Here is a 15,134-nt window from a genome sequence, read left to right on the forward strand (position 1 = left end):
CGGCGTGGACACCCAGGGCTCTGGCTTCGGGGAGAGTCAAGGCACCAGCTCCTGTCTGCTCGACGGATTCCACTGTCCGGCCAGGTCGGCGTAGAGCGGGGAGGCGGCGAGCATCTCCTCGTGCGTGCCCAGCCGGACGCTGGTGCCGTCCATCACGAGGATCCGCCGCGCCCGCAGGGCGGAGGTCAGCCGGTGGGCGATGACGAGGAGCGTGCCGCCCCGGCGGGCGAACGCCTCCTCCGCGCGGGCCTCGGCCGCCGGGTCCAGATGGCAGGTCGCCTCGTCGAGGATCACCAGCCGGGCCGGGGCCAGGTAGGCGCGGGCCAGGGCGACCAACTGCTGCTCGGCGGGTGAGAGCAGGCCGGAGTCGATCTCGGCGGAGTAGCCGCCCAGCCGCGCCACCAGGTTCGTCAGGCCGACCGCGGCCACGGCCCCGTCCACCGCCTCCTTCGGGGCGTCGGACAGGTAGGTCAGGTTCTCCAGCAGGGAGCCGCGGAAGACGTACGCCTGCTGGGGGATGAGCACCCGGTCGGCGGGGTCGAGGCGGTCGGCGGGCACGCCGCCCACCATGACCTGGCCGGAGCCCGGCAGCAGCACGCCGGTCAGCAGCGCGGCGAGGGTGGACTTGCCGATGCCGCTCGGCCCGACCACGGCGATGTGGTCCCCCTCGGGGACCGACAGGTCGAGGCGGTCGATCACCGGTTCGGCGTGCGGGCCGTAGGCGAACGTCACACCGCGCAGCTCGGCACCTCCGCTCTCGGCCGCGAGCCGTCCGCGTGCCCGTACGGGCGGGTCGCCGTCGCGCAGCAGCCGGTCGAGTGCCACCCGGAGCCGGACGCCGTTGATCCCCAGCCCCTCCACGAGGTTGCCGAGCGCGGGCGCCAGCGACTGGGTGACGTAGGCCAGCGCGCCCAGGATCACCCCGGCGCCCGCGCCCTCGCGGAGCAGCCAGGGGGTCCCGGCCAGCACCAGCAGTACCGGCAGCCAGCCGCCCACCGCCAGCGACGCGGTGCGCAGCGCGGTCACCCGCGCCAGCGACCTGGCCGCGCGGGCCTGCTCGGTCACCCGGAGGCCGACGTCACCCGCGACCCGCTCCTCGGCCCGGCAGGCGGTGATGTCGCGCAGCCCGCCCACCATGCCGGCCAGCGCCCCGGCGGTACGCTCATCGGCCAGGATGAAGTCCCGCTGCCGCCTGGCCAGGGCACGCAGCGACAGTGAGAAGAGGACGAGGCCCGCGCAGAACGGCGGCAGCACCAGCGCGAGCACCCCAGGGACGAGGGTCGCCAGCCCGAGTACCACGCTCACCACGGTGAACGCGAACGACCTGACCACGGTGATGACCGAGGCGAAGGCGTCGCGGGCCAGCTCGACCTGGAGGTTGGCGCGGGCCACCGCTCCCGCCCCCGGCCCCTGCCCGGAGGCGGCCGAGTGGCGCAGTGCGTCGTCGACGACATGCGCGAGCAGCTCCTCGCGGAACGGCTCCACGATCGCGGCGACGGCCAGTACCACCTGACGCGCGCCGACGGCGGCCAGCAGCCAGGCACCGCCGAGCAGGGCCAGCCAGGTGAACCCGGTCGCGGGGCGTCCCGCGCCGAAGCCGTCGTCGATCGCCCGCGCGATGGCCAGGCCGATGACCAGCGCGGGCGCGGTCTCCGCCACGGACCAGCCCGCGAGCCTGACCAGCTGGTACGGGTCCCTGGTGAGCGCCCGCCGGATGGGCCGGTTCACCGGGCGCCCACCCGGAAGACGGCGCCGTCCCGGAGCCGGTACGGGTCTGTGGCGGTCATGAGGCACCCGCCTGGAAGACGGCGCGGTAGGCCGGGTCGGCCCAGAGGGCATGGTGGCTGCCGCAGGCGCGTACCCGCCCGTCGTCCAGCCAGATCACCCGGTCGGCGGCCGCGGCGGTCGCCACCCGGTGGGTCACGATCAGACGGGTGCGGTCGCGCAGCTCCCCGGACAGTGCCCGGGCGACCTGGCGCTCGGTGACGGTGTCCAGGCTTGAGGTGGCGTCGTCCAGGATGAGCAGGCGCCGCCCCTGCGCGAAGGCGCGGGCCAGGCCGAGCCTTTGCCGCTCACCGCCGGACATGGGCGCCTCCTGTAGTGGCGTGTCGTATCCGAGTGGGAGGCGCCGGACGAAGGTGTCGGCGCGGGCCGCCCGCGCGGCGGCCCGCACGACCTCCCTGTTCGCGCCTGGTTGTTCGACCCGGCCGCCTCCGGTGCGGCGGCCGTGGCGGCCGGTGCCGGGGGCGCGGGCGGGGGTTTCGGTGCCCAGGGCGATCGCGGCGGCGACGGTGTCGCCGAGCAGGACCGGGCGCTCGAAGGCGTACCCGACGGCCCGGCGGAGCGCCTCGCGGGAGAGTTCCGGCAGCGGGACGCCGTCGAGGTGGACCGTGCCGTGGCGTGGGTCCACCAGCCGTCCGGCGACCGCGGCGAGCAGCGACTTGCCGGCGCCCGAGCGGCCGACCACGGCCACCGCCTGCCCGCCGGGGACGACGAGGTCCAGCTCGCGCAGGCCGCCCGCGTCCACGCCGCGGAGCTCCAGCGTGCCGGGGCCCGGCGGCAGCGGCCGTGTGCCATAGGCCCGGGGGCTCTCGGCGACCAGCTCATCCACCCTGGCGGCGGCGGCCCGCGCCCGGGCCAGGCGGCCGACGTAGCCAAGCGCCGAGCCGAGGCCGGCGCCGAGCACGACGTAGCGGGCGGCGGCGTACAACTCGCCGGCCGTGAGGTCTCCGGCGGCCAGCCGCAGCCCGCCCACCCCGAGCACGGCGACCTCCAGCAGCGGGACCACGGCACCGGCCTGCACGCCGGCCCGCGCGTTGGCCCGCCACATGGCCATGGCATGCCTGCGCAGCAGGGGCAGCGCGGTCAGCACCCTCGCCCGCTCCCGATCGGCGGTACCGGCCGCGGCGATCGTACGGGCCCCGGCGAGCGCGTCGACGAGACGGGCGGCGATGTCGCCCTGTGCCGCCTGGTAGTCGCCCGCGATCGCGGTGCTCACGGTGAGGAAGGCCCGCAGGACGAGCGCGATGAGGACGAGCCCGACGACCAGCGTCGCGGTCAGCAGGGGGTCGATGAGGGTGAGGGCCACGATGCCGCCCGCGGTGGGGATGACCAGCGCCGCCCCGGTGACGAGCGACTCGGGGACGTGCCCGATCTCCTCGGTGTTCAGGCCCATCCGGGTGACCAGGTCCCCCTCGGGGAACCGGCGGGTGATCGCCGGCCCGATGCCGAGGACGCCGCGCACCACCCGTTCCCTGAGCCAGGCCGAGGAGCGCGCGCCGCTCGATCCCGAGGCCCAGACGCCGAGGGTGTCGCAGGCCACGGTCAGGATCACCACGCCCGCGCAGGTGCCGAGCCAGGTCGCCGTGTCCGTGCCGCCGGCCACGAGCTCGTCGACGGTCCTGCCCAGCACCAGCGGGAGCGCGAGCTGGGCGAACGCGCCCAGCACGGAGGTGACCGCGAGGACGGCCAGCCAGGGTCCGCCACGTCGTACGGTCTCGGCCACCAGCCGGTCGGCTGCCCGCACGGTCCCTCCTTCCTGGAACGGGTGTGCCCGGGGCGGCCGCCGTCGCTGGCCGTCCCGGGCACGGGGTCTCACTAGTGGCAGAGCAGCAGGCTCAGGTTGCTGGGCCGGCCGGACTGGCAGCCCAGGACGGTGAGGGTGCTGCCGCCACCGCCGCCGTGGCCGCCGCCGGGGGTTTCCAGGGACTGCAGGTCGAGAAGGACCATGGGAATGGCTCCGTTTCTAGGTTGTCTGGGTTTTCGTGGAACGGGAGGACTAGTGGCAGAGCAGCAGGCTCAGGTTGCTGGGCCGGCCGGACTGGCAGCCCAGGACGGTGAGGGTGCTGCCGCCACCGCCGCCGTGGCCGCCGCCGGGGGTCTCCAGGGACTGCAGGTCGAGAAGGACCATGGGATTGCCTCACTTGTAGATGGGAACCGATATGGGGAGGACTAGTGGCAGAGCAGCAGGCTCAGGTTGCTGGGCCGGCCGGACTGGCAGCCGAGGACGGTGAGGGTGCTGCCACCGCCGCCGCCGGAGCCGCCACCGGGGGTTTCCAGGGACTGCAGGTCGAGAAGAACCATGTCGTTACACCTCCTTCGGTGAGTCGCAGGAGCCAAACCGCCCGGCGGATCCGTGCGCGGACGCCCAGGCAGGGGCGTTCGTGCCGCCGGGCGGCTCGATGAAGGGGAGGAACGCCGGCCGGTCGTGCAGCACGGCGCTCATCGCGAACAGGACTCCGGCCGTGCCGGTCGCGAAGTCCATGGAGAGCCTGAGCAGCTGGTCGCCGGGGAAGGCCAGCCCGCCGCCGTGGGGCAGCGCGTGCCAGCCGAGCCCGCGCAGCTGCACGGCCAGGTCTGGGTGGTCGGTGCGGGGGGTCTCGGGTCCCAGGCCCCAGCCGAGGGCGGCGAGCACGCCGCTCCTGCCGGTGAACAGGCCGGACTGCACGAAGTACCGTCCCCGGGTGACGAGCCGGCAGCCGTCGAGCGCGGTGCGGAGGTCCGCGTCGTGGCGGTGGGCCAGGTAGCGGGCGAGCACCATGCCGATGCCCACGGACCCCTCGTCCAGGTAGGGCAGCGTGCGCCAGCCCTGGTCGACCTGGAGGGTTCCGTCCTCGCCGGTGACGCAGCGCCGCAGGTCCTGCCGGAGCGCCACGGCCGCCCGGTCGAGCAGCGACGTGTCGCCGGTGCGCTCGTAGGCGTGCAGGAAGAGAAGGGCGGGCCCGGAGGAGCCGTACATCAGCCCGGCGCGGGGATGGCTGCCGCCGCTGATCTTCGGCACGTCGTCGGGCCCGCCCAGCCTGTCGGAGCAGATGTCGACGATCCGCAGGGCAAGGTCGGCGAAGGTCCGTTCGCCGGTGGTGACGCCCAGATGGAGAAGGTTCAGGCCCATGCCCGCCAGGCCGCCGAACAGCCCCAGCTCCAGCGCCTCCCACTTCTCGCGCAGGCACAGGTCGACGGTGTCGATCGCGTCCTGGCGGTGCCCGAGCAGGTCGAGGACGTAGGCCACGCCGTGCAGCCCGTCGTAGAAACCGACACCGGTCCCCGGAGCGGGGGCCAGCGCCCTGCGGCGCAGCCAGTCCTCGTGGGCCGGGAGGCGCTCGGCCCCGGTCACCGCCAGCGCGTAGAGCACGCCCGCGGCGCCGTACGCGAGGTTGACGCCCCCGCCGGGCTGGAACTGGGCGACGTCGCCTGGGAAGAGCCGGTCGTCGCGGTCGGGAGTGGCACTCGCCAGGATGGCCCGGGTCATCGCCTCCCTGAGCTCGGGCCAGCCGTCGTGGCCCGGCCTCGGGAACGGTGTGACCGCCGCCGGAGCGGGGCCCGCGACGGTCAGGACCGCCTCGTCGATCACCTCGGGCGGCACGGGAAAGGTCTCGGTGATGAGCCTGGCCAGGTCGACCACCTTGGCGCGGTCGAGCGGCAGCATGATCGTGAGCTGGGGGGCGAACAGGCCGAGGCAGAGGCAGGCGAGGGCGTAGCGGTCGACGTCCGTGCCCTGCCGGTCGGCCGGCGCGCCGAATGCCGGATGGGCGAGCGCCGCGCGGCCGCGATCGGTGCTGAAGGTCGCCACCTCGTAGTCGATCAGCACCAGGCGGCCGTCCGCGGTCACCAGGATGTTGTTCGGGTGCAGGTCGCCGAAGACCACCCCGCGTCCGTGCAGGGACTCGATCGCCCGCCGCACCTTGGGAAGCGTGTCGAGCACCCAGGCGGTGTACTCGGCGAGGGCCGCCTCGTCGCAGGTGGCCCTGGTCAGCGGGTATCTCTGTACGAGCTGCCGCTGGAGCGGGTTGCCGTCGACGAACTCCTCGACCAGGAAGTGGTGGCCTCCCAGGGTGAAGTAGCCGATCAGCGCGGGCACCGCGTCCAGCCCGGACAGGTGCTCCAGCATGTCGCGCTCGTGTGCCAGCCGTGCCACGGCGTCCCGGCCGGCGGCGTCGAGACCGGCGTGCGGGCGGGCCTCCTTCAGCACGACCCGCTCCCCGGTGCGCAGGTCCTCGCCGAGGTAGACGCCGCCGCCGTTGGAGAACTGCATGACGCTCTCGACCCGGTACGGCAGGTTCTCGGTGGTGACCGCGTTACGGGCGGCCAGGTGGGGTTCGAGGAAGGCGGGCAGCGTCACCCAGGACGGCACTCCGAAGGAGGGCTCGCGCACGTCGGGGACCAGCCGCCCCTCGCCGTCCTCCATGGCCGGCACCAGCTCGCCGTTGCCGGCCAGGCAGCGCCGCGCGGCGAACCCGCCGTACCGCACGAAGAGCGGGCCCTCGCCGTAGCGGAGGTCGCTGAGGATGTACGGCCCCTCGACGCCGGCGAGCAGCTCGTCGAGCTCCTTCAGGGTGAGCTCCAGCTGTGCCTCGTCCACCGGGTAGATCGTCACGAGCTTGCCGCTGGCGCCGCGGGGGGCGGCCTTGGAGTTCAGCATGGTCATGACCGGCAGGCTGCGCAGGAACTTGAACGCGATGCCGCGGGGGACGCAGTAGTCCCAGACCGTCTCCAGGGCGCGCTCGGCGTCCTCGGCGCGGGCCGAGACGTGGACCTTCCAGCCCTGGGCGGGGATGCGGCCCGCGAGCGGCGCGTAGTGCATCCAGGTGTCGGTCGCCTGGTGCTGCCAGCCGTCCGGGACCTCCCGGGCCGCGAGCGCGAAATCGGGGTGGTCGCTCCGCCGGCCGTCAAGCGTGTCGTAAAAAAGCGGGTCCGCCAGGCAATAAAGCTCATACTGGTCATCCACGGCATTCTCCCCTGCTGTCTTCCAGAAGAGAGAATTACGGATAACCCGAGAAACCACTAGTTACAAACTAAACCACTCGTATATGCGAAACGCACAGTGTCGACCGTGAAGGTGGGTGCTACCTGTGCTTTTGTGAGAGACATGAAGGTTATTCGGAATAATTGCCGGGAACCTCGGCTATCAGGGTGAACCACCCGTCCGCACCGCCCGTCACCTTTACCGTGCCGCCCAGCTCGCCCAGGCGGTGGCGGAGGTTGCCCACCCCGCTGCCGATGTCGCCGCCGATGTCGCCGCCGGTGGAGGGCGCCTCCCGCCGGGGTGCCCCGTCGTTGACGACGGTCAGGCGTAGCAGGCCGCCGTGCTCGACCAGTTCGATCGCGCACCGCTTCACCTGGCTGTGCCGCAGCATGTTCGTCACGCCCTCGCGCACCACGGCGCCCAGCGCCGCGCTCACGGGCTCGGGCAGCTCGTCGGTGTCCACCCGGACCGAGCAGTAGGCTCCGAACCCCTCCATCAGCGCTCTGGCGCGGGCGGCCTCGCCGGGGAACGAAAGCCGGTGGCGGGCCGCGGACACGTTCCGTACGGCGTGCGCGGCCTGCCGTACCGCCTGGAGCACCTCTTCCAGATCCTCGCGCAGGCGCGCGTCGCCGGCGGCCCGCCGGTGGGCCAGCTCTCCCTTGATGGACGCCAGCCAGAGCCAGTGCCCCACGATGTCGTGCATGTCGCGGGCGAACCCCTCGTAGGCCCTGGCGAGGGCGCGCTCCCGCTCGACGCGCAGGCGCCTGATCCGCAGGGTGAGGGCGAGCGTGACGCCCAGAGAGATCAGCAGGATGCCCGCCCCGGCCGTTCCGACGAGGTAGGCGGGATGCGGCATGAAGCGCCTCTCACAGCGGAAACTATATTCCTTCTAATAAACTCAAAAAGGTGTTAAATGTCAACCGAGAAGGGCGGCTTGCCGCTTTATTCGGAGGTGGGACATAATTATGACTAATGAGCTGGAAATGCGATGGTCTGAACTGGATGGCGAGGGAGTCGGCCGCTGGTCAGGGGTTCTCCTGGCGCACGCCGTGCGTCACCGCGAAATCACCTGGGCCGGTCCGGGGGGGGGGCTTACCAGGAGAGCTTGAACGCCGGAGGCAGCAGCAAATAGGTCCCGGCCACCAGGCAGGCGCCCGCGACCACCAGGAAGAGGAACACCCAGAACCCGCCGGGCAGGAAGGTCAGCCGGGCGAGCTGATCGGCGTCGGAGTCGGGTGCCCGGCCGTAACGCCGCTTGCGCTGCAACTCCACGATCGGCCGCACACCCCCCAGCAGCAGGAACCACACGGCCAGATAGGCGAGGGCGGCGTCCATGTCGGGCTCGGCGTACCAGGTGAAGACGGAGATCGCGCCCCCGGTCGCCAGCAGGCTCACCACGCCGAACAGGTTGCGGATCAGCAGCAGCATGCAGAACAGCAGCACGATCACTATTGCGATCAGCACCTCCACGTAGCCGGAGGAGGTCAGCCATGCCCCGCCCAGCCCCAGCAGGGACGGGGCGACGTATCCGGCGGCGGCGGTCAGGATCATGCCGGGCCCGCGGGGCCTGCCCCTGGTCAGGGTCACGCCGGAGGTGTCGGAGTGCAGGCGGATGCCCTCCAGCTTGCGCCGGGTGAGCAGTGCCATCAGTGCGTGCCCGCCCTCGTGGGCGATGGTGATCAGACCTCGCGACAACTGCCACGAGGTGGACCACGACACCACGCCCAGTGCGGCCAGCGCGGACAGCAGCACGACCCAGAGGGGCGGCCCGGAACGGGCCGTGGTCAGGGTCACCCAGAGGTCGGACAACGCTCACTTCTCCTTCGCGGCATGAGAGCAAAGCGTCCCACGACTGCCGGTGTGCTGGCGATAAAGTCGAGGTCGTGCAGAATATGATTCCGGAACTCGCGGACGCCGGCGTCCCCGCCTGGTGGCGTGGGCTTGGCCTGCCCGGCCTGGCGGACGTGCACGTCCACTTCCTGCCCGAGCGCATGGAGCGCCGGGTCTGGCACCACTTCGAGCACGGCGGTCCGCTGATGGGGAAAGGGTGGCGGATCCACTACCGGCTGCCCGTCGAGGAGCGGGTCGATCGGCTGCGGGCGCTCGGGGTGCGGGCCTTCTCCGCCCTCGCCTACGCGCACCGGCCGGGCATGGCCGAGAGCCTCAACGAATGGACGCTCGACTTCGCCCGCCGTACGGCGGAATGTCTGCCCTCGGCTACCTTCTACCCCGAACCTGGAGTCCTTGGCTATGTCCGGGACGCGCTCGGCCGTGGGGCGCGGATCTTCAAGGTCCACCTCCAGGTCGGCGACTTCGACCCCAGGTGTGAGGAGATCGACGACGTGTGGGGGCTGCTGGCCGAGCGGGGCGTTCCCGTCGTCGTCCACGCCAGCTCGATCCCGCTGCCCGGCCGCTGCACGGGGCCGGTGCCGGTCCGCGGGGTACTGGAGCGCCATCCCACCCTGCCGCTGGTCGTGGCGCACCTCGGCATGCCGGAGTACGACGAGTTCTTCGAGCTGGCCGAGACCTTCCCGAACGTGCGGCTCGACACCACGATGACCTTCACCGACTTCGCCGAGCGTGGTACGCCGTTCCCCGCGCGCCTCCGGCCGCGCCTGCGTGACCTCGGGCTGGCCGGCAAGGTCCTGCTCGGCAGTGACTTCCCCAACATCCCCCACCCCTACGCCCACCAGCTCCACGCGCTGGACAGGCTCGACCTGGGCGACGACTGGCTCCGCGCGGTGTGCTGGAACAATGCGGACAATCTCCTTGACCTTTCGGCGCACTACACTCGGTCAGCAGGACATTGATGATCGGGAGAGACTCGTGAACGACCGAAACGCCGAGCTCATCAAGACGTTCTATGACGCCTTCGCACGTCGTGACGCCGACGAGATGGAGCGCTGTTACCACCCCGACGTCACGTTCGGGGACCCCGTCTTCCAGGATCTCGAAGGACGCGACAAGGTCATGGGGATGTGGCGGATGCTGCTCGGTCGCAGTACCGACCTCGGGGTGGAGGTCCGCGACATCGCCGTCCGCCAGTACGAGGGCACCGCGCACTGGACCGCCAGTTACACCTTCGGCAAGACGGGCAGGAGGGTCGTCAATGAAATCGACGCTCTCTTCCGTTTCGAGGACGGACTTATCGTTCGCCACCACGACGACTTCGACCTGCGGCGCTGGTCCAAGATGGCCATGGGCCTGCCGACCGGGATCATCCTCGGCTGGACCCCGATGCTCAGGGCCAAGATCCGCAACACCGCGATGCAGTCGCTGCAAGAGTTCATGACCACCCGATAAGGAGACACGTGTGACCGACCGGCGAGTGCGGGGCCTGCGAAGCCTGATGCGTGGGCGTCCCGGCGCCGGTCGGGAGTCTCCCGAGCGTTCGATGGACCCCAGATCCGCCGGTGACGGGCTGCCGGTCCCACCCCGCTCGCGCGTCATCGACAACGCGATCTACGTCAACGGGCATCGCGCCGCCACCCCCGAGTCTCTTCCCGACGCCTTCGAGTGCCTGAAGAACACCCCGGACAGCATGGCCTGGATCGGCTTCTACCGGCCGGAGGACAGCGTCATCCTCGACGTCGCCGAGAAGTTCGACCTGCACGAGCTGGCGGTCGAGGACGCCATCGTCGCTCACCAGCGGCCCAAGGCCGACCGCTACGGCGACACCCTGTTCGTGGTGCTCCGCCCCGCCAGGTATCTCGACGAGGCCGAGGAGGTCGACTTCGGCGAGCTGCACGTCTTCGTCGGCCAGAACTTCGTGATCACCGTACGGCACAGCGAGGCCCCCGACCTGTCACAGGTCCGCCGCAGGATGCAGCACGACCCCGACCTGCTCGGCCAGGGCCCGCAGGCGGTGCTCTACGCCATCCTCGACGCGGTGGTGGACGGCTACGCCCCCGTGGTCGCCGGTCTGCAGAACGACATCGACGAGATCGAGGTGCAGGTCTTCGGCAACGAGCCCGGGGTCTCCCGCCGCATCTACGAGCTGTCGCGCGAGGTGATCGAGTTCCAGCGGGCCACCCAGCCGCTGCTGGGCATGATCGAGGGCTTCATCGCGGGGGCCGCCAAGTACGGGGTGGACGAGGAACTGCAGAGATACCTGCGGGACGTGGCCGACCACGCGATCACCGTCGCGGAGCGGGTCAGCGGCTTCCGCCAGATGCTCCACGACATCCTCGTGGTCAACTCGACCATGGTCGCCCAGGCCCAGAACGAGCACATGACCAGGCTCACCGAGGCGAGCAACGCCCAGAACGAGGAGGTCAAGAAGATCTCCGCCTGGGCCGCCATCCTGTTCGCCCCCACCCTCGTCGGCACCATCTACGGAATGAACTTCGACGTGATGCCCGAGATCCACTGGACGTGGGGCTACCCCTTCGCGGTCCTGCTCATGGCGGGCGTCTGTCTCACCCTGTATCTGGTGTTCAAACGCCGAGACTGGCTCTGAGTGCACTCCCGGCGAGGCGGGGAGTGCACTCAGCACATCCGCACCGTCAGTTGAGCTTGGCCAGAATCAGGTCGAGCTTGCCTTCCATGGAGTCCATACGAGTCTCCATAGAGTCCATGCGAGTATCCATGGAGTCCATACGGGCGTCCATCTTCGTCTCCAGGTTGTCGACCTTGGTCTCCAGACCGTCGACTTTGATGTCCAGCCCGTCGACCTTGGTCTCCAGGCCGTCGACCTTGGTGGAGAGAGCGGAGAGGTCCTCCTTGGTGGCCATCCTGTTCATGATCTCTTCGAACATCGGCGCGGTGTAGGTCATGACCTCCTCGCGGACGATCTTAGGGAGATCATTCAGGGTCTCCTTGATGTACGCCAGGTCTGCGCTCGTCTTGAAGGCATGAGCCTCCAACTCCGTCAGGCGCTGACCTGTGTTTCCAATCGCCACTCCGGGCATGGTACCTCCTGCTCAGGGGGAAACGGAGGGCTGTCCGGCTACGAGCCGGAGTCGCGATCCGTAACAGTGCGCATCCAATTGAACACGTATGGGTGACATGGTGGAGGCGGGTTCCGGGATTTCGGTCCGGAGGAATCAGCTGAGCAGTTTGCGGGCGGCGGCCTCGATCTCGGCCTCCGACAGCAGCACGTGCCTGGACGCCTCGCCCAGCGGGATGAAGCTGTCAAAGGAGGTCACCCGGGCGATCCTGCCGGTGAAACCCGCGTCGATCAGCTCGGCGACGATACTCTCCGAGACCCCTCCGCTACGGCGGGTCTCGTCGGCGATCAGCACCCTTCCGGTCAGCTCGGCGGCCCGCATCAGATCCTCCACCGGCAGGGGGGAGAGCCAGCGCAGGTCGAGCACCCGGCAGCTGTGCCCCTCGGCGGTGAGCCTGACCGCGGCGCGCAGGCTCATCCGCAGGCCGTTGCCGAAGGTCACGATCGTCAGGTCGCGGCCGTCGCCGTAGCTGCGGGCGCGCCCGATCGGGATGTGCGTCTCCGCCCAGCGGGCCGGGGGCGCGTACGGGGAGAGCCAGCCGTTGTCGCCCTCCTCGAACATGTCGCGGGTGCTGTACAGCGCGATGGGCTCAAGGAAGACGCAGACGCTGCCGTCGGTGCGGGCGGCGGCCAGGCAGGTGCGCAGCATCGAGGCGGCGTCATCGGGACGCGCGGGGGAGGCCACGACCAGGCCGGGGATGTCGCGCAGCGCGGCGACGGAGTTGTCGTTGTGGAAGTGGCCGCCGAAGCCCTTCTGGTAGGCGTAGGAGGCGACGCGCAGCACCATCGGGTTGCGGAAGGCGCCCCGGGAGAAGAACTGGAGCGTCGCGGCCTCGCCGCGGATCTGGTCCAGGGCGTTGTGCAGGTAGGCCAGGTACTGGATCTCGGGCACCGGCAGCAGGCCGGAGACCCCCGAGCCGAGTGCCAGGCCGAGCACCGCCTGCTCGTCGAGGTGGGTGTCGAAGACCCGGCCGAGACCGAAGCGTTTCTGCAGGCCGCGGGTGACGCCGTAGACGCCGCCCTTGCGCGCCACGTCCTCGCCGAAGACCAGCACGTCGGGGTGGGCGGCCAGGGCGTCGGTGAGGGTGCGGTTGATGGCCTGGGAGAGGGTCAGCGGACCCTCCTGCTCGGGGAGCCTGCCGCCGAAGGCCCTCGCCCTGGCCTCGGGGGCCGCGACGTTCCTGCCGGCCGCGGCGACGGCGGCGGGGGTGCGCGGGGCCAGCGGTTCGACGATGTCGAGGGCGGAGACCAGCCGGGGCCGCCGTGAGCTCTCCATGGCCATCTTGAACAGGTGTTCGCGCGTCGTCTCATAGCGGAGCAGCAGTTCGTCGGGGGTGGTCAGACCGGCCTCGACGAGCAGCCTGGCGGTCGTGACGAGCGGATCGCGCGCGAGGTCGGCGTCGATCTCCCGTTTGCTCCGGTAGGAAAGCTCCACGTCCGACCCCGCGTGGCCCATCAGCCGGACGGTGCCGACGCGCAGCAGGGCCGGGGCTCGATTCGAGCGGACGTGGTCGGCGGCGGCCAGCGCCACGTCGTGGACGTCGGCCAGGTCGCAGCCGTCGGCCTCGAAGTACCTCAACAGTGGGTGGTGGGCGGCCTTGACCCAGCCCTCGGGGGTGCGCACGCTGATGCCCAGGCCGTTGTCCTCGCAGACGAACAGGACCGGCAGCGCCAGCTTCTGGTAGGAGCAGTAGGCGGCGGTGTTGAGTCCCGACAGGGCGCTGGCGTGGTTCGTCGAGGCGTCGCCGAAGCTGCACATCGCGATCGCGTCGGCCGGCCACGGCCCCGGCAGGCCGAGCTGGCGGGTGCGCTCGATGGCGAAGGCCACGCCCACCGCGCGCGGCAGGTGGCTGGCGATCGTGGAGGTCTGCGGGATCACCGCCAGGTCGGGGTGGCCGAAGACCTTGTGCCGCCCGCCGGCCATCGGCTCCTCGGCCGAGGCGGTCAGGCCGAGCAGCACATCGCGCATCCCCTCCTCGGGCAGCCGTCCCGCCATCGCCGACCGGGTCAGGTAGAAGGCGCCGGACCGGTAGTGCGGGAGGACGGGGTCGGTGACGCGCAGCGCGGCGGCGATCGCGGCGTTGCCCTCGTGTCCGGCCGAGCCGATGGTGTAGAAGCCCTGCCCCTGCTCACGAAGCCAGCGGGCGGTGACGTCCAGCAGCCTGCTGCCCAGCTGGAACTCGAACAGCTCGCGGCAGCGGGCCCCGGTCAGGGTCGTGCCCTCCCGTACGGGAAGGCCGGGATCGCGCGGCGCCCCGGGGGAGAGGGCGGCCACGGCCTCGGTGAAGTGGGTCTCAACAGTGTCGCGCGCCACAGCCCGATTATGTCCTCCTCGGCGGACGCCGTCCTCAACCTTGACATCTTTGGTGCGGCGGGGTCGTGGATCGGCCTCATGTAACAGCTTTCCATGACAGGTTGTCAGAATTTACTGCTGATTATCGGAAACAATGGTCAAGGAGGTGCCTTTGCCGGTGCGAGCCGGAAAACGAGGCAAGACTTGTGAATGGTCGCCTTACCGAGCGTGAGGATCAGTGAAGTATGGAAGGTGAGTGACGCGGGAGGGGAGCCGCAATGCTGGTACAGGACGATGAGCGGCCGGTGGTCGTCGGATACGACGACTCCGTGGAGAGCCGGCGGGCGCTGCGCTGGGCCCTTGAGGAGGCCCGCCTCAGATTCCTCCCGTTGCTGATCTGTCACGCCTGGCAGTGGCCCTACCCGATGCTCTCCGTCACCCACGAGACCACCGCGGTCATCCGGCGCATGGGCTCGCACATCCTGGAGAGGGGGCTGGCCCTGGCGCACGATCTGGCCCCCCGGGCACAGGTGCGCGGCCAGCTGGTGGAGGGGTCGCCGGGGGCGGCTCTGGTGAGCGTGTCGGGTGCGGCCGAGCTGGTCGCGATCGGCCCGCGCGGCTCCGGCGGTTTCGACGAGCTGAAGATCGGCTCGACGACGGTCCAGGTCGCCTCGCACGCCCGCTGCCCGGTGGCCGTCGTCAGGCAGCCGGGCCACCTCCGCACCGACCGCGTCGCGATCGCCGTGGAGGACGCGCACCTGGAGTCGGCGGAGCTCGGCCTGGCCTTCGAGGAGGCGAGGCTGCGCAGGGCGACGCTGCTGGTGATCTGCCTCTGCCCCGAGGGCGCCGACGACACCCGGCGGGTGGCGGTCCGCTTCAACACCAACGTCGCGCTGTGGGAGGAGAGGTATCCGCAGCTGGAGGTGGAGACCATGATCGAGACGAGATCCCACGTCGAGGTGCTCCGTGCCGCGGCCGACCGCTCGGACCTGATGGTGGTGGCCGACAGGGAGCACGACGACCCGCCGGGCCTCCCCATCGGCCCGGCCTGCCAGATGCTGCTGCGCGAGGCGCCGTGCACGGTCATGGTGAACCCCTCGCAGGCGTGGCTCACGTCCCCGCGCAAGGGTGCCCACATCATGAGTTAGTGA

14 protein-coding genes are annotated in these 15,134 nt (G+C 70.9%); 4 read left to right on the forward strand and 10 right to left on the reverse strand.

The window, feature by feature from the left end; all coding sequences use genetic code 11:
• Window positions 1–36: 36 nt before the first annotated feature.
• From ACWD3H_RS17430 to ACWD3H_RS17465, 8 genes are all read right to left on the reverse strand, one after another.
• Complete coding sequence (locus tag ACWD3H_RS17430) at window positions 37–1,728, reverse strand: ATP-binding cassette domain-containing protein (protein WP_451955685.1); 1,692 nt, start codon at window positions 1,726–1,728, stop codon at window positions 37–39.
• A gap of 55 nt (window positions 1,729–1,783) precedes the next feature.
• On the reverse strand, window positions 1,784–3,526 hold the full coding sequence (locus ACWD3H_RS17435) for an ABC transporter ATP-binding protein (RefSeq protein ID WP_355556786.1): 1,743 nt from the start codon (window positions 3,524–3,526) through the stop codon (window positions 1,784–1,786).
• Between the two features lie 71 nt (window positions 3,527–3,597).
• Complete coding sequence (locus ACWD3H_RS17440) at window positions 3,598–3,729, reverse strand: SapB/AmfS family lanthipeptide (protein WP_326641550.1); 132 nt, start codon at window positions 3,727–3,729, stop codon at window positions 3,598–3,600.
• A 49-nt stretch (window positions 3,730–3,778) separates the two neighbouring features.
• Complete coding sequence (locus tag ACWD3H_RS17445; RefSeq protein ID WP_326641550.1) at window positions 3,779–3,910, reverse strand: SapB/AmfS family lanthipeptide; 132 nt, start codon at window positions 3,908–3,910, stop codon at window positions 3,779–3,781.
• Window positions 3,911–3,951: 41 nt separating this feature from the next.
• The gene (locus ACWD3H_RS17450; protein ID WP_350916758.1) at window positions 3,952–4,083 is read right to left on the reverse strand and encodes a SapB/AmfS family lanthipeptide; all 132 of its coding nucleotides are present in this window, start codon (window positions 4,081–4,083) and stop codon (window positions 3,952–3,954) included.
• Between the two features lie 4 nt (window positions 4,084–4,087).
• Window positions 4,088–6,724 (reverse strand): class III lanthionine synthetase LanKC, encoded by a 2,637-nt coding sequence (lanKC, locus tag ACWD3H_RS17455; protein WP_451955686.1) that lies wholly within the window; start codon window positions 6,722–6,724, stop codon window positions 4,088–4,090.
• 148 nt (window positions 6,725–6,872) lie between these two features.
• A complete protein-coding gene (locus ACWD3H_RS17460) occupies window positions 6,873–7,598 on the reverse strand; it encodes a sensor histidine kinase (protein ID WP_451955687.1) in 726 nt (241 codons plus the stop codon).
• A gap of 236 nt (window positions 7,599–7,834) precedes the next feature.
• Window positions 7,835–8,551, reverse strand: a complete 717-nt coding sequence (locus ACWD3H_RS17465; RefSeq protein WP_355556800.1) for a M50 family metallopeptidase — start codon at window positions 8,549–8,551, stop codon at window positions 7,835–7,837.
• Between the two features lie 83 nt (window positions 8,552–8,634).
• On the opposite strand from ACWD3H_RS17465, the gene ACWD3H_RS17470 reads away from it, so the two are divergent.
• From ACWD3H_RS17470 to ACWD3H_RS17480, 3 genes are read left to right on the forward strand one after another with little or no spacing between them, the layout of a single operon-like run.
• The gene (locus tag ACWD3H_RS17470; RefSeq protein WP_451955714.1) at window positions 8,635–9,552 is read left to right on the forward strand and encodes an amidohydrolase family protein; all 918 of its coding nucleotides are present in this window, start codon (window positions 8,635–8,637) and stop codon (window positions 9,550–9,552) included.
• Between the two features lie 16 nt (window positions 9,553–9,568).
• Entirely contained in the window at window positions 9,569–10,045 is a 477-nt protein-coding gene (locus ACWD3H_RS17475; protein WP_350916769.1) for a nuclear transport factor 2 family protein, read from the forward strand.
• A 10-nt stretch (window positions 10,046–10,055) separates the two neighbouring features.
• Window positions 10,056–11,201 (forward strand): magnesium and cobalt transport protein CorA, encoded by a 1,146-nt coding sequence (locus ACWD3H_RS17480; RefSeq protein WP_350916772.1) that lies wholly within the window; start codon window positions 10,056–10,058, stop codon window positions 11,199–11,201.
• A 46-nt stretch (window positions 11,202–11,247) separates the two neighbouring features.
• Here the strand turns inward: ACWD3H_RS17480 and ACWD3H_RS17485 are convergent, their stop codons facing one another.
• A complete protein-coding gene (locus ACWD3H_RS17485) occupies window positions 11,248–11,643 on the reverse strand; it encodes a DUF2730 family protein (protein WP_451955688.1) in 396 nt (131 codons plus the stop codon).
• A 144-nt stretch (window positions 11,644–11,787) separates the two neighbouring features.
• Window positions 11,788–14,004 (reverse strand): thiamine pyrophosphate-dependent enzyme, encoded by a 2,217-nt coding sequence (locus ACWD3H_RS17490; RefSeq protein ID WP_451955689.1) that lies wholly within the window; start codon window positions 14,002–14,004, stop codon window positions 11,788–11,790.
• A gap of 257 nt (window positions 14,005–14,261) precedes the next feature.
• Between ACWD3H_RS17490 and ACWD3H_RS17495 the strand changes: the two genes are divergently transcribed.
• On the forward strand, window positions 14,262–15,131 hold the full coding sequence (locus ACWD3H_RS17495) for a universal stress protein (protein ID WP_451955690.1): 870 nt from the start codon (window positions 14,262–14,264) through the stop codon (window positions 15,129–15,131).
• Window positions 15,132–15,134: the final 3 nt, after the last annotated feature.

The sequence above is a fragment of the Streptosporangium sp. NPDC002607 genome (assembly GCF_053592655.1).